The 22588-nt window shown below is 41.4% G+C and carries 22 protein-coding genes and 1 pseudogene; 7 read left to right on the top strand and 16 right to left on the bottom strand.

What is annotated here, in order from left to right; translation table 11 throughout:
* The first annotated feature begins 271 nt into the window (after nt 1-271).
* Nucleotides 272-868, top strand: coding sequence for a hypothetical protein (locus G3O08_RS10680; protein ID WP_163285354.1), 597 nt, complete (start codon nt 272-274; stop codon nt 866-868).
* A gap of 336 nt (nt 869-1204) precedes the next feature.
* On the opposite strand, the gene bshB1 is transcribed toward G3O08_RS10680, so the two are convergent.
* The 11 genes from bshB1 to G3O08_RS10625 form a co-directional block, all read right to left on the bottom strand.
* A complete protein-coding gene (gene bshB1, locus G3O08_RS10675; protein WP_163285353.1) occupies nt 1205-1927 on the bottom strand; it encodes a bacillithiol biosynthesis deacetylase BshB1 in 723 nt (240 codons plus the stop codon).
* Nucleotides 1924-2529, bottom strand: coding sequence for a Maf family nucleotide pyrophosphatase (locus G3O08_RS10670; protein ID WP_239541147.1), 606 nt, complete (start codon nt 2527-2529; stop codon nt 1924-1926). The genes bshB1 and G3O08_RS10670 overlap by 4 nt, the downstream gene beginning before the upstream one ends.
* Nucleotides 2522-3517 (bottom strand): geranylgeranylglycerol-phosphate geranylgeranyltransferase, encoded by a 996-nt coding sequence (locus tag G3O08_RS10665; protein ID WP_163285352.1) that lies wholly within the window; start codon nt 3515-3517, stop codon nt 2522-2524. Before G3O08_RS10665 ends, G3O08_RS10670 begins: the two co-directional genes overlap by 8 nt.
* Nucleotides 3518-3520: 3 nt before the next feature.
* Nucleotides 3521-4045, bottom strand: a complete 525-nt coding sequence (locus G3O08_RS10660) for a KdsC family phosphatase (protein ID WP_163285351.1) — start codon at nt 4043-4045, stop codon at nt 3521-3523.
* Nucleotides 4029-4814 carry a Rossmann-like and DUF2520 domain-containing protein gene (locus tag G3O08_RS21720; protein WP_163285350.1) on the bottom strand — a complete coding sequence of 262 codons (786 nt, stop codon included), beginning with the start codon at nt 4812-4814 and terminating at the stop codon, nt 4029-4031. Before G3O08_RS21720 ends, G3O08_RS10660 begins: the two co-directional genes overlap by 17 nt.
* The gene (gene ccsA / locus G3O08_RS10650) at nt 4811-7612 is read right to left on the bottom strand and encodes a cytochrome c biogenesis protein CcsA (RefSeq protein WP_163285349.1); all 2802 of its coding nucleotides are present in this window, start codon (nt 7610-7612) and stop codon (nt 4811-4813) included. Before ccsA ends, G3O08_RS21720 begins: the two co-directional genes overlap by 4 nt.
* Before the next feature lie 7 nt (nt 7613-7619).
* Nucleotides 7620-8024 carry a cytochrome c maturation protein CcmE domain-containing protein gene (locus G3O08_RS10645; protein ID WP_163285348.1) on the bottom strand — a complete coding sequence of 135 codons (405 nt, stop codon included), beginning with the start codon at nt 8022-8024 and terminating at the stop codon, nt 7620-7622.
* Nucleotides 8024-8257 (bottom strand): CcmD family protein, encoded by a 234-nt coding sequence (locus tag G3O08_RS10640; protein WP_163285347.1) that lies wholly within the window; start codon nt 8255-8257, stop codon nt 8024-8026. The genes G3O08_RS10645 and G3O08_RS10640 overlap by 1 nt, the downstream gene beginning before the upstream one ends.
* The gene (locus G3O08_RS10635; protein ID WP_163285346.1) at nt 8244-9281 is read right to left on the bottom strand and encodes a cytochrome c biogenesis protein; all 1038 of its coding nucleotides are present in this window, start codon (nt 9279-9281) and stop codon (nt 8244-8246) included. The genes G3O08_RS10640 and G3O08_RS10635 overlap by 14 nt, the downstream gene beginning before the upstream one ends.
* Before the next feature lie 15 nt (nt 9282-9296).
* On the bottom strand, nt 9297-9962 hold the full coding sequence (locus tag G3O08_RS10630) for a heme exporter protein CcmB (RefSeq protein WP_163285345.1): 666 nt from the start codon (nt 9960-9962) through the stop codon (nt 9297-9299).
* A 454-nt stretch (nt 9963-10416) separates the two neighbouring features.
* The gene (locus G3O08_RS10625; protein ID WP_163285344.1) at nt 10417-11814 is read right to left on the bottom strand and encodes an MBL fold metallo-hydrolase RNA specificity domain-containing protein; all 1398 of its coding nucleotides are present in this window, start codon (nt 11812-11814) and stop codon (nt 10417-10419) included.
* A 104-nt stretch (nt 11815-11918) separates the two neighbouring features.
* Between G3O08_RS10625 and G3O08_RS10620 the strand changes: the two genes are divergently transcribed.
* Nucleotides 11919-12293 carry a RidA family protein gene (locus G3O08_RS10620; protein WP_163285343.1) on the top strand — a complete coding sequence of 125 codons (375 nt, stop codon included), beginning with the start codon at nt 11919-11921 and terminating at the stop codon, nt 12291-12293.
* A 399-nt stretch (nt 12294-12692) separates the two neighbouring features.
* Here the strand turns inward: G3O08_RS10620 and G3O08_RS10615 are convergent, their stop codons facing one another.
* Nucleotides 12693-13214: a hypothetical protein gene (locus G3O08_RS10615; protein ID WP_163285342.1), complete on the bottom strand. Its 522-nt coding sequence runs from the start codon at nt 13212-13214 to the stop codon at nt 12693-12695.
* Nucleotides 13215-13495: 281 nt separating this feature from the next.
* On the opposite strand from G3O08_RS10615, the gene G3O08_RS10610 reads away from it, so the two are divergent.
* The gene (locus G3O08_RS10610; protein WP_163285341.1) at nt 13496-14602 is read left to right on the top strand and encodes a fatty acid desaturase family protein; all 1107 of its coding nucleotides are present in this window, start codon (nt 13496-13498) and stop codon (nt 14600-14602) included.
* A gap of 205 nt (nt 14603-14807) precedes the next feature.
* Here the strand turns inward: G3O08_RS10610 and G3O08_RS10605 are convergent, their stop codons facing one another.
* Nucleotides 14808-16565 carry a M61 family metallopeptidase gene (locus tag G3O08_RS10605; protein WP_163285340.1) on the bottom strand — a complete coding sequence of 586 codons (1758 nt, stop codon included), beginning with the start codon at nt 16563-16565 and terminating at the stop codon, nt 14808-14810.
* A 180-nt stretch (nt 16566-16745) separates the two neighbouring features.
* On the opposite strand from G3O08_RS10605, the gene G3O08_RS10600 reads away from it, so the two are divergent.
* Together G3O08_RS10600 and G3O08_RS10595 are read left to right on the top strand one after the other, a co-directional pair.
* Nucleotides 16746-17390, top strand: a complete 645-nt coding sequence (locus tag G3O08_RS10600) for a hypothetical protein (protein WP_163285339.1) — start codon at nt 16746-16748, stop codon at nt 17388-17390.
* Nucleotides 17377-18168 (top strand): hypothetical protein, encoded by a 792-nt coding sequence (locus tag G3O08_RS10595; protein ID WP_163285338.1) that lies wholly within the window; start codon nt 17377-17379, stop codon nt 18166-18168. The genes G3O08_RS10600 and G3O08_RS10595 overlap by 14 nt, the downstream gene beginning before the upstream one ends.
* 46 nt (nt 18169-18214) lie before the next feature.
* Here G3O08_RS10595 and G3O08_RS10590 read toward each other — a convergent pair whose 3' ends face one another.
* Nucleotides 18215-18631 (bottom strand): VOC family protein, encoded by a 417-nt coding sequence (locus G3O08_RS10590; RefSeq protein WP_163285337.1) that lies wholly within the window; start codon nt 18629-18631, stop codon nt 18215-18217.
* Nucleotides 18632-18923: 292 nt separating this feature from the next.
* Here G3O08_RS10590 and G3O08_RS10585 point away from each other — a divergent pair.
* A pseudogene (locus G3O08_RS10585) lies at nt 18924-19352 on the top strand (M3 family metallopeptidase); the annotation flags it as partial.
* A 143-nt stretch (nt 19353-19495) separates the two neighbouring features.
* On the opposite strand, the gene G3O08_RS10580 reads toward G3O08_RS10585, so the two are convergent.
* Both G3O08_RS10580 and G3O08_RS10575 read right to left on the bottom strand, forming a co-directional pair.
* Nucleotides 19496-19777, bottom strand: coding sequence for a hypothetical protein (locus tag G3O08_RS10580; RefSeq protein ID WP_163285336.1), 282 nt, complete (start codon nt 19775-19777; stop codon nt 19496-19498).
* Between the two features lie 197 nt (nt 19778-19974).
* Complete coding sequence (locus tag G3O08_RS10575) at nt 19975-21411, bottom strand: NADP-dependent isocitrate dehydrogenase (protein ID WP_163285335.1); 1437 nt, start codon at nt 21409-21411, stop codon at nt 19975-19977.
* A gap of 92 nt (nt 21412-21503) precedes the next feature.
* Here G3O08_RS10575 and G3O08_RS10570 point away from each other — a divergent pair, with 92 nt between their 5' ends.
* The gene (locus G3O08_RS10570; protein ID WP_163285334.1) at nt 21504-22409 is read left to right on the top strand and encodes a LysR family transcriptional regulator; all 906 of its coding nucleotides are present in this window, start codon (nt 21504-21506) and stop codon (nt 22407-22409) included.
* The last annotated feature ends 179 nt before the right edge of the window (nt 22410-22588 follow it).

The raw sequence follows: 22588 nt of genomic DNA, 5'->3' as shown, positions 1-22588 counted from the left end.
TTGTCATAAGTCACAGTTCAGGACTTTGCATAAATTCCACATGGTAGCTAATCAAAATGAATTGAAAGCTCATTCAAAAGCGTTCAATAAAGAATATTATACCATAATAGAATAAACGATTTGCCAACAATGTATATAAAAAATAGGCGAAACAGTAATAAATTCAAGGGTTTTGGCTCGTATCAAACTTTGTGCTTAACCGAAAGTTTGGTGCTTCGAAATCGCCTACTTTTTATATACTAAACGTTGGCAACCATTAAAAACAGACAATATGAGACGAATAATTTTACTTCTTGTTTGGGCATTCATTGTTAGCTCATGTGCGCGTGAAAAGGAATGTGAAGCATTCGACAAATCAAGGGAAATAGCTAAATGGCATCTTTTTCCAGCCCTTGATTCGGTCTACATTTTCTCATCCGATAATCAAGAAATGAGACTTACAAAAGAAAGGGGAATACTTTCGGAACTTGAGACCAAAGAATGTGGCTTTAATAGGAGTTGCGATTGCCGTCGATACTATATTGGATATTACGGAAACGATTCTCATTATATAAGAAGCAATATTATATATGACGAAGACGGAGACCCAATATATCGTCCTGCCATTTTTTATGAATTTGATGAGATATATGCTTGGTTTGAAGTGACTTCATCAGGTGAGATGTTAAGAGTGGCAGATGACACAACATCTTCTGATCCAGTTATCGAATTCGAGAATCTTGAAAACCTCACGATAGATGAGCAAGAGTATCAAGATGTACTCCATCTATTAATGCCCGAACAAAGTGAAATAAGCGACTATTGGGTTGCTAGGAATATGGGGCTGGTAGCCTTGCAAAAAGACAGTATTCTTTTCACTAGAAAATAAATAAAACGGTTGCCAATCGAGTAGACGGCTCCGCTCCTAAATAGGGACGGAGTGCGCACTTCGACAAGCACTTCGACAAGCTCAGTAACCACTCTGCAACCACCTCTCACACCATCCCGCAAAGATGCGGGACGGTTCGTTGCGTTGTTGAGCGATTTTATGGTGGAGTTCCGAAGCCGATAAGTAACCTCTACTACGTAGCCTTTCCAATGTAATTGTAGTGCCCAAGATAGGACTTTACTCATACCACTTTAATAAAAAGTAGGAATTCGTGAGGCCGCCCCGAAAAAACGGGGTAAACTTCGCTTAGTTGGGCAACTGCCCATCCCCCCTTCTTTAAATAACATCAAAAACCCCCTTCACTCCCACCGGTCTTTCAGTAGTAAAACCTTCACCAAAAGCTACATTGATACTGCGCCCGTATTCGCGAGCACGCGCTTCTAAAAAGTAGATAAAATCTGGCGTTGAAATTGGTGTTTGCGGTTCATCGGAATTATCTACTCCGTGAAACTGGCTTTTGTAAGCTCTTATTGATTCCATTTTCTTTTCCCACGAACCGGATACATCGACCACAAAATCGGGACGCGCGTATCTGTCCTGCACAAAATTGTAAACCGCTTTTGGTCTCCAGGCTTCCTGTTTTTGACCTTTTTCGTCGTTGGATTCAATGGCACGTAAACCGCTTAAAAAGCAGGAATCAGAAATAAGTTTCGCTGCTTTTCCATGATCGGGATGGCGGTCGTTAACTGCATTTGCAAGAACGATTTTGGGTTGATACTTTCTGATAAAAGGCAAAATGCGCATTTGGTAGTCCCGGATATTTTCAAGAAAACCATCGGGCAAACCCACATTATCGCGCACCAGAACCCCCAGGACTTTTCTGGCTGCTTCTGCTTCTTTAGCGCGCATTTCGGGAGTGCCCCTCGTACCCAGCTCACCACGTGTAAGATCCAGAATACCCACTTTCTTACCTTGGTTTATTGCATTGATAATGGTTCCGCCGGCACCCAGTTCGGCGTCATCGGGATGCGCAGCAATTACAAGAATATCGAGTTTCATACGTTCAGAAATTTTTTCAATTCAACATAGAGCTTTTGGGTAGGCAGCCCCATTACATTGTAAAATGAGCCTTCAATCTTATCAATGCCGGCGTAGCCTATCCATTCCTGAATTCCATAAGCACCGGCCTTATCAAAAGGCTTGTATTTATTGACATACCATTCTATATCGGCTCTTTCAATTTTGGCAAAATGAACGGAAGTAAGATCGTGAAAAACGACTTGCTTACTTGTGCCGTCTTTTTCGGTATTTAAGGAAGTGAGACAAACTGCGGTAATTACTTCGTGCATTCTTCCACTCAATGTAGCGATCATCTCAACGGCTTCTTCTGCCGATTCGGGCTTATTAAAAACCTTGTTGCCAAGCCAAACCACGGTATCGGAAGTGATAAGAATTTCATTTGGTTTAAGCTCATCCACAAAGGCATCTGCTTTCTTTTTTGACAAATACAGCGGGATATCGGCACCTTTTAGACTATCAGAAAAAGATTCATCTACATCTTTGGTGCGCACTTCAAAATCAAAACCCAAACCTTTGAGAAGCTCATGGCGTCTGGGCGATTTTGACGCGAGAATTATTTTGTTTCCTTTTAAATCAAACAAGATCGGCGGCGTAATAAATGTAATAGTGAACAATGCTGTAAAGGACCCCACCAAGCATGGCAAGTTTTAGAAAATTTCCGGCTTTTACAAATTGGGGGCGCTTTACAGCACGATGATTATACCAAAGACTAATGGCCAGAGGAATAAGAATTGCTACAATAAGATAGATGAAAGAATACTTATCACTAACCACTTTTTGCTGAAGAAATACGAGCGAAATCATTGTACCAACGATCAAAATCGCGGTAATAATTTTTGTTTTCTTCAGTCCGTAAACAATAGGAATTGTGCGTGCTTTAATGCGAATATCGCCTTTAATATCGGCCATATCTTTTTGAATTTCACGGATAAGATTGAGTATAAAAGCAAAAACAGAATACCCGAAAATAAAGTAAAACATGTACCTGAAATAATCAGAAGGATCTTCGGTGGGACGACTTATTGCATACGCTTCTACCACTTCCTTACCATAGGCTTTTATGAGCAATGGCACCTCGTAAATTCCCACGATGAGCGGTACGAGTCCGGCGAGAAAGGCGATAATAACATTCCCGATTATCAGATCTTTTTTAAACTGAACGCTGTAAAACCATAGCGAGCCTGCGGCGAAGAAACTCAAAATGCTCAATTTCCACATGCCTATGCGCCAGGCCACAAAAACGGCAAGTGCCAGACCAAGCAGGTTAAATATTTGGTGAACAACCATGGCCACTCTGCGCTTTACATGCACACCAACAATGATGTCTTTCGGCTTATTAACCCTATCGGTTTTTTGATCGAAATAGTCGTTTATTACATTTCCCGCAGCAGCGATTAAAACGGTAGAAAGGATAAGCAGAAAAAAATTGAAGTGCGATAACTGGAGCTGCAAACCATTTACCTCAACCATTGGGCGCAATACGTAATACCGCATAAGCCACATGGTAAGCGCTATAATAAAAAGATTTAGCGGCCTTGTAAGTTTTACAAACTGAAGAAAATTTTTCATGGCTTACCAGTCAAAAGCGTCAGTATCAAACCATTTGCCCTGCACTTTCAGGGTTTGCTCAATAATATCTCTTACACATCCCTCGCCCCCTTTCCTGTGCGACACATATTGGCTAATCTGCTTAATCTCTGCGCTTGCATCGGCGGGGCAGGCTGCGACACCAGATTTTTCCATCACTTGGTAATCTGGAATATCATCGCCCATATAAAGGGTTTCTTCCGGTTTGATTCCATGATCGCTCAAAAATTTATTATAGACCAAAGCTTTGTTTTTTGACTCCATAAAGATATGCGAAATGCCCAGACCCTGAAGGCTTTCTCGCACAGCGATGGAATTTCCACCGGTGATTACAACAATAGAATATCCCTTTTTAACGGCGTATTGAACTGCATAGCTATCCTTCGAATTCAGCGTTCTTACCAGCTGCCCGTCAGGCATTATCTGCACGGTACCATTTGTAAAAACACCGTCAACATCAAAAATCAATGTCGTAATGGCCGGTAGAAGCTCCTTATAGCTTTTCGTCATGATTTCGGTTGTAGATTTCAGTAGTCAATAAATCGTAAACCTTACGGTAAATATTGCCTTCGCCCAAAATTTCGCGGTGCATTCGTATGGTGTCTAAATCGCCGCGAGAGGCAGGGCCTGTTTGCGATTCACTGGCGCGCTGCATCAATATTTTGTTGGCAGTTTCCAGGATCAGGGGATGCATAATTTCGCGGTCAATATTTGCATTTTCAAGAAGTTCATCAGAAAACTCAAACATGAGATTTGCAAAATTATTGGCAAACACCGCAGCCAGATGCAGTATTTTTCGCTGCTTTGAATTTAGTACATAAATCTTAGTAGAGATTCTCTCGGCCAAACCACCCAGAGCGTTCAGATCTTCATCGTTTTCGGCTTCTATACAGAAGGGCACATTGGCCCAAATAATTTTTTTGTCAATGCTAAAGCTTTGCAGCGGATAAAAAACACCGCGACGCAAATCTGCCGGCAATTCATCCATAGGAACCGCACCCGAGGTATGCGCTACAATTCCCTTATTGGATTTTGACAGCTGCTTGCCCACTTCTTCGATCGCATCGTCTGATACAACCAGCAAGATTAAGTCGGCTCTAATGGGTTTAGAAATATCAGTTATCACGCGGGCATTAACCTTTTTGGCAAGCGTCTGCGCAAGCTCAGTTTTGCGGCCATAAACAGCCGATATTTCAACACCTTCGTTGTACAAAGTAGTAGCAATATGATTTGCAACCCTCCCTACACCAACTATTGCAACTGACTTTATTTCTTTCACGACAAGTTTGATTTTTTAGAAGTTTTAATCCGGTGCCTGATAGCCATTACTGTTCCCAAAAACATAACAATACAGCCAATCCACAAAATATTAATCATTGGAAACTGAATGGCCTGCAAAACAATAAATTCTTTTCGATTAGACGCGTGTTCGGCAATCGTAAATTTATGTTTTCCCGTTTGGGGATTGATCTTTGTAAAGTTAAGCTGTAGACCTGTTTCGTCTTGAATTACCGGATCGGGAACCAGCAGAACAGAATCGCGCAGGATGTAAAGCGGCTCGGCTTCATACACATTTCCACGGCTGTCTTTTACACCTATCATTGCTCTAACTGCAAGATCATTGGCACCTATCATATACTTTTCGCGCTCATCTTCTCTTATTACCGATAGACCGTTAAGCCTAATTTGAGTAGCACCGATAAACGCCGTATCGCCAACCGCCAGATCGAGTTCAACGGGGGTTCTGAAACCATTTTCATCCCGATCTTCTTCAAGCTCGGCCCAGCGCACGTGAGTGTAAATGTCTCTGTTCCAGTATCGCTTGGTGGCAGGCTCGGCTACATTTCCAAATTCGGGATTGAGCTGAATACGTGGATTTAGCGTAAAAATTTTCTCTCCCGGTTTGAAAGGTGACCAGGATTTTACATTGTCAACATCCACGTTGCGCGGGTCTTCAACCAATTCCCAATACTTCTGATCCATAACAAAGTCTGCACCGGGAGTATGATCTACTGTTGATTGGAAAATAGCACCGCGTGCCACAACATAATCGCCTTCCTTGTAAGTTCGCGGAAGCTTATTGAAATAATCTACTTCGTAGTAAACGTTTATTCCCTTTTTCGTACGCCCTTCGTAGCTTACAAAGTAGGGGCCCATAGGAACAGTATCTTCAACAAAGAGCAGAATATCTTCGTTATTTTTAAAATCTTCGTTAAGTTGCTCAATATTAAACCGGCTTCCGTTTTCGGAAATCTTATCGCTTCGAGATGTGGAAATAAGCGCTCCAAGCATGACCAGCGCAAAACCGATGTGAGCTACATTTGCACCCGCTTCATCGAATTTACCTCCCATTGTCCTGAACAGGTAATCGGCATTTACAGCGATGGCAAAAACGGTAGTAAACACGAGAATCGTCAATACAAATTCATCGTTTTTATAATCTAAACGTATGGCGGCAAAAATGGCTACAGCCAATGCTACGATAAGCGAAATACCTATTTTTTTAAAGAATTTACCGAGATTGTTCTTGCCATATTTCAAAAACTGTGCAAAGCCAATAAGGAAGGTAACGATAAATGCAAACGGAATTTGCCATTTATTGAAGTGAGCTATTACATCGCTATTTGGCGCCAGCTTTCCTTCTGCGAGCGATCTGAATCCTTCAATATCAGTAAGTTGATATAAATTAAGCAGTGGCCCGGCAAAGGGTTCAGCCAGAATATTCCAAATGGGTTTAGACGTTTCTATAAGTACCTGCCCAGCCGAAAGCAAAAGAACCAGCGAGGCAATAAATATCCAGAATTCACGACTCCAAAGCGGCTCTTCTTTTGCTGGTTTCGGAAAGAATTTGCGGTAAGCCACAATGATCAAAATTACTGCTGTGACCAAAAAAGCAACCAGTGCCGCTATTTCATAATCTGTTGACCAACCGATAATTATAAATACCAAAGCAAGTCCCAGAAAAACCATTTTCATTTGCTTGCGAAGCAGCAAAAGCGTAGTCGACACCGTAACAATTAGGAGCAACATAAAGAGGTGCTGCTTCATCATTCCATTTCCTGTAAAGGCATGAACCGAAGTATCGCCAAGAACACCCGAGTGTACCAAAAACGAGGCGTACATAACCAGGCAAAAGGTAATAAGCGTAAGGAAAATGGCGGTGAAAAGCGAGCGGTTCTTATGCTGGTTTACGATCATTACATGCGCTGCACCCACCATGGTAATCCAGGGAATAAGGCTGGCATTTTCTACGGGATCCCATGCCCAGAATCCACCAAAACTAAGTGCTTCGTAAGCCCATGCGCCGCCCATCAGAATTCCGATTCCCAGTACTGCTACCGAAAAATACGCCCACGGAAGAGCCGGTTTTATCCACTCTCTAAGCTTACCACTCACGAGCCCCGCTACCACGAAGGCAAAAGGAATAATGGTAGAGGCATAGCCTAAAAACAAGGTTGGCGGGTGGATTGTCATCCAATAATTCTGCAGTAAAGGATTGAGTCCGCGTCCATCTTGAAAGGTTGGAATATCTTGGAGATAAGTCGCCATGGTAGTCCACGGAAGACCGATATTTTCAGGCATTTGGCGGATAAGCGTAAACGGACTGTTTCCAATTTTATAATCGAAAATATAAACCCCAAGCACCATAGCGCCCAGCATAACTTGAAACACTGCAATGACCATCATGGTCAAATTTTCCCATTTCTTAGCTGTAAAGAGCAAGATATTTCCAAGAACTACATGCCAAAAACTCCAGAGAAGAAAACTTCCCTCCTGCCCTTCCCAGAAGCAGGAGAAAATATAGCGCAGAGGCATATCTCTATTGGCATGTTTCCATACATAATCGTATTCAAAATACTGATTGAAAAGCATGTAAAACAGGGTGAGCGCCGCTGAAACCAGCGCGACCGAATGTACCCAAAAAGCAAGCCTGCCCATACGGCGGTAAGAATCTTGCTTGGTGCGATACGATAAAAAGAAAGAAATAGCAGCTACCAGAGCCGCTGTTATGGAAATTATTATCAGGGCATCTCCAAACTTACCTATCCAGGTATGTTCGCCCACGTAGTTGATCATTCAAATATTATTTTGCCGCTGTTTCGTCGACGTTAAACTTACCTTCTTGTTTGTATTTGGAAGGGCACTTCATCAGCATTTCTGAGGCGTGGAAATTTTCTCCATTTGCCTTGCCGATGATGACTACGCTCTCTGAACGTTCAAAATCCTGCGGCTTGCTTTTGTTGAGCATTACGGTGCGCTTCTCCCCTTTTCCATCTATCATTGTAAACTGGGTGAGGTTGGCATTTAGCTCTGGATTGTAAATAATATCTGCCGTTTTATCGAGAGTACCCACCACGTGGTATTCCTTACCGGGATTACTAAAAGCATCGTCAAACTCGGCATACGAACTTGACTTAGAAACCGAGCTAAGAATAAAAGCTACGGCCACTGCAATAATCACAATTCCAACTATATGTGTCTTCTTCATTATGAGTTTTTTATTTCGTTTTTCTCCATTTCAGAAAGCTTCCTGTCAATGGAAATTAAATAGATGACCAAAAGTACAAAGACCACAGAAACCACGGCTACTACCACATTGATTTTGCCTGATGTAAGCATTGTATTTTCAAGCCAGTCGCCTGATGCCTGAGCATTCGCCGAAAGGCCGGACAGTAACCCACCCAGAATAAATAAAACGGTTATTAAACTATATTTGTTCATGCATTAATTGTTTAAATTTTAATTTTCCCATCCGATATTTAATTTGAAAAATCCAAACGGCCATTCCTATCCAACCTATTACAGCGGGGTAAAATATCATACGCATATTGTCATCGAGATCATACTGGCTGAATGCGGGGTTTCCGCCTACGCCGGGATGCAATGAATCAGTCATTCGCGGAAGCACCATTACGAATACAATCATCATCATAAATGCAAAGATATTATAAACGGCACCGAGTCGGGCGGCTTTTTCTTTATCGTTAACAGATGATTTTAAAATGAAATATGCGAGGTAAATAAGTACGGCAATCGCTGCTCCATTGAGGCGCGGATCGCTAACCCACCAGGCGCCCCATGTAAAACGAGCCCAAACGCTGCCTGTAGCCAAACCGATAAAGGCAAACAGCAGACCCACATGAGCGGCACTCTCTGCGGCTATATCGTATTTTGTTTTAGATGTTCCGAGATTCATAATGCTGAATACCAATGATATGGACATCACAAACAACATGGCAAACCAAGTGGGGACGTGGTAAAAGATATTGCGAATCGTTTCGTTGAGAATGGGCTGATTGGGATAATTAAATCCTCCCGGATCTGCCGAAAGGTTTACTGCACAATTCTCTGTTCTATCGGGCTGGAGCGAAACCTCGAGCTTACTCTGCAAAAATGCGCTGGGCAAATACATAGTGCCATCTTTGGGCGTATTTACATACAGGTCAAAGAATGAATCGGCGATTTTTTCGGTAATGCTGAAAGTAACGCGCAAATGAGTGTCGTCAATAACGGCGAGCTCGTAAGGGCAAAATGTAGCATCGCCATTTGTAAGCCATACGACCACCTTATCGGGATTTTCTGTAAAGTGGGTGTTGTAACCTGTTATGGTAACGGAAGTTACGCCGTTGTTAATTTTATCGGGCGAAACCATTGGAACCCCCGGGGCAAGTGGTGCTCTAAGCCCAAAAATAAGCGTGGTTAGAACGAGTAAAGCAGAAAGGATTTTCCACCAGTATTTCGACATAATTTTCCCTGCGAATTATTCGCGCCAAAGGTATGGAAATAATATATAAGACAAGCCCAAAGACATAACCGAAATTGCCAATAGTTGCCAAGCATAAGCACCATTTTGCGACCAGGCAATTCCATCGATTGCATTTTTTGAAAACCGTATTAATATGAGCAACATCGGCAAAATAACCGGCAAGCCAAGTACGGCCATAAGCCCCAGATTATTATCGGTTTGCGCGGCGAGCGCAGAGACTAGGGTAAGGGTAAATCCCAAACCCACAGCTCCAAGTGTGAGGGCAAGAGCAACGCTACCCCAGTTTGCATTTTCGAGTGGGCCGGTGCCGAGCATTAGCGCATAAGCCGCAAAACTGGCAAAAACCATGACCAAAAGCAGAAAAGCATTGTAGAGCATTTTACCGATTATCACACTCTCAGGTCGTGCAAGGGTGAAAAGATAAAGTCTTCGTCCTGATGATTCTACCGAAAAGCTTCTAGCCGCAGCGTTGAAAGCAGCAAAAAGAACAATTATCCAAAACAGCGCATTCCAGGTAGGCACATCTACAATTTGCTTAAAGCCCATGTAAGCCACAAAAATTGAGGCGATTACGTATAGAAATATGCTTCCAAGCGCATGCTTTTGCCTCCACTCCATTCGGAGGTCTTTTGAGATTATGGCTTTTATTTCTTGGAGCATTGGGAGTTTTTAGTTCTTGGTTTTTGGTTTTTGGTGCTTGGTGTTTGGTGAACGGCGGGCGCAAAATTACATTTTTAAATTAGTATTGGGTTTGGCTCTTTAATTAAATTAATACGTGAACAACCTGACTTTTCTCCAAACACTCCAAGATCTACTATCTAAGAATTTCATGATTATTTGACACCAACTATTTTAGGATTGATGCGAACATTTTTTACTACGTAGAATCATAGAACCAAAGCTTGAGAGTTGCATAAGGCAATTCACTTAGCTGTGCTTGGAATCTTTAGGCTTCCCTCTGCGACCTTGGCGTAAAGCCTTTGCGCTCGGAGTTTATCAAGCCGAAGGCATGGCGGTTAAAAAAACTCAGAAATCTTTAGTTTTTAAATCAACAATCTTGAAGCGTACTCAATCTGAAATCAACAATCTGAAATCTGAAATCAAGAATCTGAAATCAAGAAACCTCCACCACATCTCCCTGATCCGGAATTTCAATATGATGGAAACCAGCCTCCATCAAATGTGTACGATAAGTAGTCTGGGTTTCGTACCTTCCATGAACCAAAAATATTTTACGAATAAGATGCGGCTCCTGGCAGCTCAAATATTCAATCATCTCTTCGTAATCGCCATGCGCACTATACGCATCCAATACCTCTACTGCCGCTTTTACCTTGTAGTCGCGGCCGTAAATGCGAATTTCTTTAGCGCCATTTCGCAAGCGACCACCAAGTGTTGAGGGTTCGCAATAGCCCACAATGAGCAGCGTATTTCGTTCATCTTCAATATTATTGGCAACATGGTGCATAATACGACCCGCTTCAATCATTCCCGAAGCCGATATAATAATGCAGGGTTCCTCCAGGTTATTGAGCAATTTGGAGTATTTTACATCGCGGATATAATGGAGATTGGAAAACCCAAAAGGCTGTGAATCGCGCTCCATATATTTCTTAATCGCCTTGTTGTAATACTGCGGGAAGGATTTTACAATTTCGGTAGCGCTGGTGCTAAGCGGACTATCTACAAATACTTTTACCGCAGGCAACAATCCCTCGCCCTCCATTTTATCGAGTGCGTGAACAATTTCCTGTGTCCTGCCCAGGCTAAAGGCCGGAATAATGAGTTTTCCTTTATTTACAACGCAAGTTTGGTGCACAATTTCACGAAGCCGCGCCTCATTTGTAGCTATGTCGCCATGGAGTCTGTCTCCATACGTACTTTCCGTTATGATTATTTCTGCTTGCGGAAAAGGCTCCCACCCTTTAATAATGCGGTGGGTCTTGCGCCCAATGTCGCCTGTATAAGCTATTTTATGTGTTTTCCGGCCTTCTTTTACCCGCAGGTTTACGCAGCCACTGCCTATAATATGGCCCACGAAAGTAAACATAAGTGCTACATCGTCGTGCAGGTGATGCCACTCATTATAATTCACCGTTTGGAATAAATCTAAGGCAGCGAGTACATCATCAATATCGTAAAGCGGTTCGTTTGCTTGCGAGAGCAATCCCTTTTTTTCGGAAAAGCGGTAATCTGACATTTGGATATGCGCCGAATCCGGAAGCATAATTTCGCATAAAGCTAGTGTAGGCTCTGTGCAATAAATGGGCCCTTTAAAACCATCTTTCACCAATTTGGGAATCAGTCCGGAATGGTCGATATGTGCATGAGAGAGAATAAGCAGATCAATCTCGCCGGGTTCAAAATCAAAATGGCGGTTTTCTCTCCCTCCCTCGCTTTCACCGCCTTGAAACATTCCGCAATCGAGAAGGATTTTCAGGCCATCATCTGTTTCAAGTAAATGTTTAGAGCCTGTAACTGTGCGCGCAGCACCATTAAAATGAATTTTCAAAGTAAGGTGTTTTGAGCAAAGTTAAGGAAAGTAAAACCTTTTGAATTGTAACTCTAAAATAGTTTTCAAATGTTTTCCGACATTTGTATCCAAAGTCACTTTTCATGAAAATAATAAATACCAAAAAAGCTCCCGAGCCAATCGGGCCATACAACCAAGCAGTACAACACAACGGCACGCTTTATATGAGCGGACAAGTCGCCATAAATCCTGCAACCGGCAAAATGGACAACGCTAATCTTCAAGCCGAAGCTCACCGCGTAATGAAAAATATGGGGGCTGTGCTTGAAGCTGCGGGGATGGACTATTCAAATATTGTAAAATGCTCTATATTCTTGCTCGATATGAGCAGATTTAGCGAAGTAAATGCAGTGTATGGAAGTTATTTTACTTCAAACTTTCCTGCGAGAGAAACGGTGCAGGTAAGTGCTTTACCGGCTGGAGCTACTGTTGAGATTTCTGCAATTGCAGTTGGGTGATCTAATTTAGAAAAAAGTGGGTAAATCTGTAGGCGGCTCCAGTTGAAAAATAATCTTCGTCATTTGAATCAAAAAAGCTTTTTTTAACCGCTAAGACGCAAAGATTTAATGCTAAGTTCGCAGAGTTAGAGATTAGTGTGTATAAGATAAAGTTTCTTCATTTCTATTCGTAAAACTCGTGAGTTATATTCTCCTCTCGCGACTGGTGACTCGCGACTAGAGACTTTTAGCGCATATAGTTTCTTCATTTCTATTCATAAAACTCGTGAGTTATATTCTCCTCTCGCGACTGGTGACTCGCGACTAGAGACTTTTAGCGCATATAGTTTCTCCATTTTACTCGTGAAACTCTCGAGTTATATCCTCCTCACGCGACTAGTGACTCGCGACTCGAGACTTTTAGCGCATATACTTCCTATTAATACCATAAAGCACAATAAATAGCACGGCGATTAGCGCAATAAATCCATACATCATAATTGTCAGAATATTCACTCCAAAAATGATAATTGGAATGATAATCCCAATTACTTTGGCGACGATATAGGTGTAGTAGCCCATTTTTTTCAGTTTAAACATCCAGTAAGCACCCAAAATAGAAAGTGCTGAAGCCACAAGCGCGGTTATTCCGAGGGCAACTGCATTGTCGATTCCGGCTTGCATCATTGACGATAAAGCCGTCATCATTTGCGCAGCCATTTCCTGCGAGGCACTGTCAGCTCCCGACATGGCTTCGCCCATTTGATTGGAAATATCCTGCCATTGTTCCGGATCAAAAGATTTAGATGTGAAAAGATCGATAATCGCCATGATGACGTGGTATCCCGACACAACAAAAGTGAGGATGCAAAGCACGGTTAAAAAGGTTGGGCGTTTGGCATCAACCAAATTATCTGGAGTATCTACTGCGTATTCATTCATTTCTGAAAAGGTTAAAGTTTTACGGCGTGAATTTGCATTAATTTTTGAGACTTTAAAAATGCAACTCAATCTTTATCTAAAATAGGCAGGATCTAACCTCAAACTTCTTTTGTTTACAAAGGTTAAAATACAGTGTCTTTTGAGACCTTTTTCGTATATTTACACCTTCTTAATTACGTGCTTTCCAATAGCTAATGCCTCACCGCATTTTGATATATTGGTCAACCCATTGCACTTTAACTACATACACGTGGTCAAATAAACGATGGCCACCTCTATATATGACAAATCCAAAATTCCAACCCTTAAATCCCACCGACTTTTCTAAAACGCTTAGATCGCGGGTCAACTCCTATTTTAAAGATAATAACCTGAGCAAAAACGGTAATTCCGGAATGTTTTTTAAATCAGGCATTATGCTAACGCTCTTCTTTGGGCCACTCTTGGTGCTTTGTACGGGTATTGTTTCAAGTATTCCGCTAATCTTCGGACTGTATATTACAAGCGGAATCGGCATGGCCGGTATTGGAATGGGTGTAATGCACGACGCCATTCACGGCTCCTATTCCAAAAATAAAAAAGTGAATAATATAATGAGCTACACCATGAATTTGATAGGTGCAAATGCCACCACCTGGAAAATTCAGCACAATGTACTTCATCACACTTTTACGAATATAGACGCTTCGGATGATGATATTAATACGCCTTTCTTTTTGCGCTTTTCGCCTCATGCCGAAAAGCACTGGATTCAAAAATATCAACATTTGTATGTATGGTTCTTTTATGGAATAAGTACGTTACTGTGGATTACTGCTAAAGATTTTGTCAATGCTGTACGATACAATAAAATGGGGCACTATAAAGGCGCAAAGAAATTTTGGAAAGAAATAACTGACATATCGATCTGGAAACTCGTTTACTATTCTTACGCCCTTGTTTTGCCAATGATTTTCCTTCCGGTGGCTTGGTGGATTGTTCTTCTAGCATTTATCAGCATGCACGTAATCACAGGTTTGAGTGTGAGCATTGTTTTTCAAACGGCACACGTAATGCCAGATTTGGACTACCCTATTCCAACTAATACGGGTGTAATAGACAATGATTGGGCAATTCATCAAATGGCCACAACTACCAATTTTTCACCCAATAGTCGGTTTTTAAGCTGGTGCATTGGCGGATTAAATTATCAGGTTGAGCATCATTTGTTCCCCAATATTTGCCATGTACATTATAAAGAAGTGTCAAAAATTGTTGCGGAAGTTGCGGCAGAATATGGAGTGCCTTATCATGTAAAGAAAACTTTTTCAAGAGCAATTGTAGATCACTTGGGGATGTTGCGTTCGCTTGGGCATATGGATGCGCCGGATGTGGCTGTTGCTGCTTAGGCAAGAGGTATTTCGAATTACATAATTACGAATTACGAATTGGGCTTTCAACCATTCTAATCATATGGTGAAACTCTTTGTATTTTAACAAGAGCCGCTTCTTATGCCAGATGCGTCCATGAAACGAGATGCCCGTAATTTGACATTCGTAATTCGAAATTCATAATCGTAATTAAGAACGGCTCTTGACAATAATATGATCTCTCTACAAAACGCCCTTGACCTCCACCGCTTGATTTTCCAGAAGGAATTTCCAGCGCTTAAAGAGATCCTGGCTTGAGTCATTATCTTGCACCACTTTGTATTTTCTTATCCAGGTTTTACCGTCCGCTTTTGGGCTTACGGTCTTCGTTCTAAAGCCCGATTGCAACGATACGCTTATTCCATCCATAGTTTTGGGTGGCGCTGCCGCGAAAAATGCATCGGGAAGGCTTCCGCCAATTTCAGTGATCTTGTCGCCAAACCACATTGCCGCTTTTTCGGCAGGTGAGTTTTTCAAAACATTGTATACTTCCCAGTTCCCATTGATGCTTTGAATGCTTACGCCCCACTCCTTTTCCCACGGTTTTTCACTCGCATTTGCCGTAAGGACAAGCCCCATTTCTGCAAAAGCATCATCGAGGTAAGTTTCCAGCTTTCCTGTGCTGTCGATTAAGTCGTTTCGCAGTTTATTCCAGTCAATTTCTGCAAAGGTTTTTAGCTCATCCCAGTATTCGGCTTCGGTAAATCCTTTTTTGGCGCCAACCTTTTGGTAAAGCGAACGCATGGCATCCGAAAGTCCTTTTTTGCCTTTTGTAGCTTTCATAATGGCGATGTCGCAAATAAGCGATACCAGTGCTCCTTCAACATAAATGCTTACCCGGCGGCGCGGCGTACCACGGCCATAGCCATCTACCCAAGTATCTATAGATGAGTCGGCGAGGGATAAGTTAAACCTTCCTTCATTATCGATATGGCGCTGCACATGTGTTGAGAGCTCGTTTAGAAATTCTATATCCGAAAAAAACCGCGATTGCCAGAGCATCCAGTCGCCCATGTAGGTAGTTACCCCTTCGGCTACATAGCCAAGTCGCGAAAAGTCGGGGCCGGAAAAATCGTAAGGAGTCCAATCTGCCGGGCGCAGGCTTTTTACATTCCAGGTATGGTAAAGCTCGTGCGAAGAGACTCCAATTAACTCTTTGTAAAGTTCGCGTTTGTGCAATTCAGCCGATGGACCCATTATAAGAACTGTGCTGGTTTCGTGCTCTACGCCATGATATGCCTTATGAGGCAAAAGAAGGGTTAAAAAGCGGTAGCGATTTACAGGAAATTCGCCAAAAGCAGAAATCTGCGCTCGTGTAAAAGCAGCAAGATCTTCTTTAAATTTTTCTTTGTCGGCTATTCCATCTCCATAAATATCAATATGAAAATCTATTCCGCTTTCGCGATAGGTCAGCGTTTCGATATTTTCGGCAGCCAAAATCGGCGTATCCAGAAGCTCCTGTAAATCGGCGCAGCGGTACTTCCAGATTCCATTTCCATTATCCATATTTTTTTGAGGTATCATCGCAGTGGCAACTTTCCAGCTTTTTGCAACTTCGAGGGTAATATTAGCCGGCTCATTTTCCGTTCCCAAAACGTAAACCAGCGCATTTACCGGGTTAATCAGCAATAGCTCTTCATCCAGATAGGTATTCCCGGCAGTGAGTTCGGCTGAATAGCATTCGTATTTTATTTCAATCGTTTCACCCGGTGTAGTTTCCACGTTCCAGGTATGGCCGGTCGTTTTTCTCGCTTTTAGTTCCTCACCATTCGCGGAAGCACGCAAACCGATAAAATTTTTGGTGAAATTTCCCGCTTCGTATCTACCTGGGCGCCAGAAAGGAACCTGAATAATTGTGTTTTTTTGAGAAGCTTTAAAGGTGAGTGTAATATTGAAAGTGTGTTGAACTGGGCTTGCCGCTGAAATATGGTATGAAATCATTAAGTCTTATTTTTTTACGAAAGTACGGAATCCATCTCATCTCCATCTCGACTCCGCTCGATGACCGTCTTGTGATTACAGGTCTGGGATGACCGCTTGGTGATGCAAGGAAAATTATAACAGTTTTCCAATATTTAAAATTGGATCATCAACGGTTTTGAGAATCAAAATTATTCTATCTTGCGCCAGTTATTTTTGGCTATGAAAGCGCTTCTCGCATCCATCTTTCTATTATTTTCATTGGGTTCTCATGCCCAGAATGCTATTGGAATTAAAGGTTTTAAATACTTTGTTTCCGAAAATACAGCTCCACAACTTGGCAATACAATAAGTGGTGAATTGTTTTTTTCAATTCCGGTTACTGATAATAATTTGGTAGTGGCCCGAGGCGGTATAATTTATATCAATCACAAAATTCGGTTTGATACAATTCCAAACTATTTGGTAGAATATGTGGGAAATCAGGTTACAGTATTTCCCGGTACTTTGGTGCAAAAGAAATTTGATGAATTTCAAGTTGCCATTGGTGCAGATCTTAATTTTTTAAATTTCGATAAATTTCAGGCTTACCTTGGTGCTGATGTGTTGGCAGGTTCATACGACTCTGTATATGATTCAAAAAATAAGCGGTATTCAAAATCTGAAACTGCCTCGGGAGCAATCCTCGGTTTTCGGGTGAGAGTTGGAGCATCATATATGGTAAATAATTGGCTCGAGCCCTTTATTGAAATTAGCTATTACGGAAAACGCTATTACGGAATTGCTGATTTAAGTGCTATGGATTACGGATTCGGATTAAAATTTTGGATTAATGGGAAAGATTAAACTCATCGTTTTAATTCTGGGAATAATCGTTTTGACTGCTTGCGAAAAGCGTCCCGAAGCGCTGGAACAATACTTGCCGCAGATTGAGATGATTTCTGCTAAAGTAACTTCAGGAGGAAAAATTGAAGTTAGAGCCAGATTGATATCAGAAGGGCCACGCGGGTTATACTATCTCGGTTTTTGTGCCGACAGTGTTCCAAATCCCAAGATTGACCAAAATCAGGTTTTGACATCGTACCTATATGGCGATGAATTTGTCGCCATACTCGGCAACACTTTCTATCCTGGCACCTATTCTGAATTGTATGTAAACGCTTTTGCAGCAAATGATTTTGCGTACAGCATTGCCATTCCTGTATTTTTAGACAGTACCTCGAGCGTTGGAATACGACCCGATGTAAATGTGCCTTGTGAGTTGGGAATAAATGAAGTGAAGTTATTTCAAAACCTTAGTGCCCAAAATTATTCAAATATTGGTGAAGTAGTAACATCTGGTGGGATATCTAAATTCACTGCTACGATCAACAATTCTCAAAAGGTTAGATTTACCTTTAAAGAATTAGATCAGCGGATTTATACTTCAACCTATACGCTGATAGATATGGAAAACGACCAAATGTTGGTCACCGTTATTCAAAACGGAACTGAAAATAATATCTCGCCAGGCATTGATATATTCGTCAACAGGGTTGAAAACCAAACTTTCGATATTGTGATTTGCGGAGCCAACTGGGGTTTTAATAATTCAATGAAAACGCGGGTAAGAGTTAGCCTTTAATATTTATTTACGGTGTCTGCCCCGTCGCTTTCGCGAAAGCTAATCCTTAGTCTTCATAAGCCGTTTTTACCTTTCTTTCAGAAATCCACCAATAATTTCCAGCAGGATCTACAACTCCCGATTGTCGGTCTCCATACGGCATTTCTGCCGGCGGGAATTCCTCTTTCGCTCCGTGATCGACTGCGGGTTTATGGAGTGCATCCACATCATTTACATACAGATAAAAAGCTGTGCGCATATTTAAAAACTGACCGCGCGCCTGGCTAATCATAAAATTGGAATAACCGATTTTTAAAATCGCATTGGCTATATCTCCATTTTCGGGATTGATACTCCGATTTAGCTCTTCGGCATAAAAAGCATCGTTCAAAAATTGGATTAAGTCTTCTGCCTTTTCGGTAAATATATAAGGACTTATGGTGTTAAAGCCTTCGGGAATGTAAGTGTCAAAAATCTTGTTCATGGGCTTCGATTTTTTTTTAAAGCAGAAAAATAGTCTTTTTTTCACCGTAAAGATTAGGACTTCATAATTTATTCGCAACGACTATTTAATCTTCGCTTCGCAGCATCATGCCTCCAGCTTGACCGGAGGGAGATCTGTACTGCTGCGGGATTTAATTTATAGATACTTTCTTGACAACTGGATGAATTGAATTTTAAAGTTAAGATGAGACTTAGGTTGATGCTTATTTATAAAATTCATCAGCATCATCAATCTAAAATCTGAAATCAAAAATCTCCCTTCGCATTCACATACTTTCAATCAGGGATTTGCTCTAACTGAATTGCTCGCTGCCGCATCACTCGATATGGAATGGCATACGGTTAATGCCAATAATACAATCAAATCTGTTGATGAATTTGAAAAAGCAGCTCTCAAGCGGACTAAACTCGATGGTTATGAAATCCCTCCCCGTTGCAGATCTTGCTATTTTTCTCACATCTGGGGCGGTGGTTATGGTGCAGGATACTATGCATATCTGTGGGCAGAAATGCTCGATGACGACACTTTTGCCTGGTTTGAAAGCAATGGCGGCATGTCGCGTAAAAACGGACAGCGCTACCGCGATATGATTCTCTCTCTTGGAAATACGCTTGATTACAATAAGATGTTTAAAGACTTTACAGGTCGTGATCCAGAAATAGAACCGATGCTTAAAGACAGAGGATTGGTGAGCAGATAGATCTCGAGTTACGCCCTCATTATTAAGGTTAAAGTTGTGGCATCTCAATATCTGATAACACCATCAGATAGTACAACTAGAATTCATTTCAAATGTGAATGAGACACCACAACTCTTATTAAAACAGGAGATCCACCACCTGCTTAGCCTAACTCTTCAATACGAATATTAGAATGAATTTTTATTTTTTTCCCAGTCTCGCTGCTTTGGTCTATTATTTCAATAATCTCGTTTCGCATTTCGTTGAGCTCCTTTACACGCTTCCGCGAATAGCTATCTTCCACACCATGCATTTCACTGCTACTAAACAGTTTAAGATTATGAAACCGAATTTTAAATTGAATAAGACTAAGCAATATTTCTTTTGAATCTTTAGAATCTGTTAGTTCTTCGATAAGATTGAAATCGTGTATCTTACTACTCATTGGTTTCGACTTTTTGATGCTTTTTGATAAGAATTAAGAAGGTAAAAATTGCTGTGCAAATACTCAGTTTTCCAATCATCACGTCTTCAAAAGCACTCAGGAAAATAACTGAGGCTGCCAGTACCAAGATCAGAAATAATGTGTAAAATTTGGTTTTGATGTAGTTCATTTTGAATTAAATAATTTGTGATTACTATCTATTGTCCTTGTCCGAGCGAGAAGCTCGGTTTCCCGTTAAATGCATAGAGATTCTCGGTTTTTATCGTATCCAGTTCCATTTCTAAGGCTTTCGCCAACAGCTCTGAAATAAATTCTTTTTTTACTTTTTTGCCGTCCAGGGAGCTAAACCTGCAACGCCAGTGATCGGTGCAAAAAGTCTCTTCAAAACCGTTTGGCCATACCTTTATTCCACGGTTTGTTATCATGGTAAGCCTGCTGTTTTCGCCATCCAGTTCCTGTAGTTTCTTTGCAAGTTCGTCAGGATTGCTTCCAGCCCATTGCACGAAAACATCCAGACCTACAAGCTCTTTCAGCGCAGCAGGCTTACGCTTATATTTTGGCAACACGAGTGGCTTGCTATCGTTGTAATTCACACCAGACAGAACCGTAGGATATTTTCCAAAATTTGAAATTACCGCATCTGCAAACTCATCAGTGTGAACCAGTTTCTTGCTTATTTCCTCTCTAAAAATATCGGCTGTATGAACGCCGCTTTCAATTGTGGTAAGCCACGCATTCTTTATTTTTTCGGCCACTTTCGCCTGACCTAGATGGCAAAGCATCATTACAGCAGCCTGAATAAGTCCCGAAGGATTGGCAATATTCTGTCCGGCAATTATTGGTGCACTTCCGTGAATGGCTTCAAACATAGCGCACTCTTCACCAATATTTGCCGAGCCGGCTAACCCAACAGAGCCTGTAAGTTGTGCTGCAATATCGCTTATCATATCTCCGTAAAGATTTGGCATAACAATCACGTCAAATGCTTCGGGTGTATCGGCAACTTTGGCAGCTCCTATATCTACTATCCAGTGCTCGTTTTCAATTTGTGGATACTCTGCCGCTATTTCATTAAATACCTGACGGAACAAACCATCCGTTTGCTTCATGATATTGTCTTTGGTAAAGCAAGTCACCTTTTTGCGGTTGTATTGCTTTGCATATTCAAAAGCGTAGCGTACAATTTTTTCGCATCCCGGTCTGCTGATAAGCTTTAGGCATTGCACCACCTCATCTGTTTGTTGGTGCTCAATACCGGCGTAGAGATCCTCTTCGTTTTCACGAATAATCGTAATGTTCATTTCGGGATGCTTCGTTTTTATAAAAGGGTACAAACTCTTGCATGGTCGCACATTGGCATAAAGACCCAGAAACTTTCTGGTAGAGACATTTAAACTCTTGTACCCCCCGCCTTGTGGAGTCGTAATAGGAGCTTTAAAAAAGATTTTGTTTCTGCGAATTACATCCCACGATTCAGAAGAAATTCCCGAAGTATTCCCGCTCAGGTAAACCTTCTCACCCACTTCAATTTCATCGTATTGGAGCTCGGCACTCGCTGCTTTCAAAATCTTTAGCGTAGCGTTCATAATTTCCGGACCGATACCATCTCCTTTTGCAATTGTAATTCTTTTCATCCCTGTTTTTTGTTTTTTCTACGGGACAAAGGAATGGATTCACGTCCATAAATTTTTATATATATTTGTTATCAATTATATAACGAATATTTATGAACTATACACTGAACCAACTTCAAATCTTCTTAAAAATCACTGAAACCAGCAGCATAACCCTGGCCGCTGAAGCGCTCTTTTTAACTCAGCCCGCGGTCTCAATTCAACTCAAAAATTTTCAGCAGCAATTTGAGTTACCACTTACAGAGCTAATAGGAAGAAGAATTTTTATCACCGATTTCGGGAAAGAAATTGCTGAATCTGCAGCGCGCATTATTGAGCAGGTTTATGAGATAAATTACAAGTCGGCGGCTCACAAGGGAGAGATTACCGGCAAGCTCAAAATTTCAATTGTCTCAACAGGCAAGTATGTTATGCCTTACTTTCTATCCAAATTTATCAGGTCAAATCCGGGTGTAGAATTGGTGATGGATGTAACCAATAAAGAGCGAGTAATTCAAAGCCTCGAAAAAAATGAAGTTGACTTTTCATTGGTTTCCGTCCTTCCGGAATCGCTAAACATAGAAAAACTCGATCTACTCGAAAACGAGCTTTATCTGATTGGGAATTCGGAGAAAAAGCACAAAAAAAGATTAAAGTTTGAAGAGCTCTTTTTGGATTTGCCACTTATATTTCGTGAAAAAGGTTCGGGCACGCGCCAAACGATGGAGAAATTTCTCAAATCGCATAAGCTCTCTGTTCTAAAAAAGATGGAATTAACTTCAAATGAAGCGGTAAAGCAAGCCGTATTGGCGGGTTTAGGTTACTCCATAATGCCACTTATTGGTGTACAAAGAGAGCTCGACAGCGGTGAGATGCAGATCGTACCGGTAAAAGGTTTGCCCATAAAAACGATGTGGAGCCTGATATGGCTAAAAGGGAAAAAACATTCTTCGGTGGCCAAGGCATTTTTAAAATACCTGGAAAAGGAAAAGGAAAATATTGTGAAGGAGATGTTTTAAAGATGCATACAAAAGTTACTCAACCTAATATACAATTCATACCAATTTCATTCACCAGCATCAGTGCGAAAACCTGCGTCACTACCAACCGATAAGTCAGCTTTCAAATATGCTTTACAATTGTAATCATGCCACAAATGTCCGCTTGAGTTCGACTAAGCCAACTCGCTTCCCGAGAG

Origin of the sequence: Cryomorpha ignava, from assembly GCF_010686655.1 — a bacterium.
GTDB lineage: Bacteria > Bacteroidota > Bacteroidia > Flavobacteriales_D > Cryomorphaceae > Cryomorpha > Cryomorpha ignava.
Note: the sequence above shows the minus strand (reverse complement) of the source record. Positions and strands in the feature narration are given on the sequence as shown.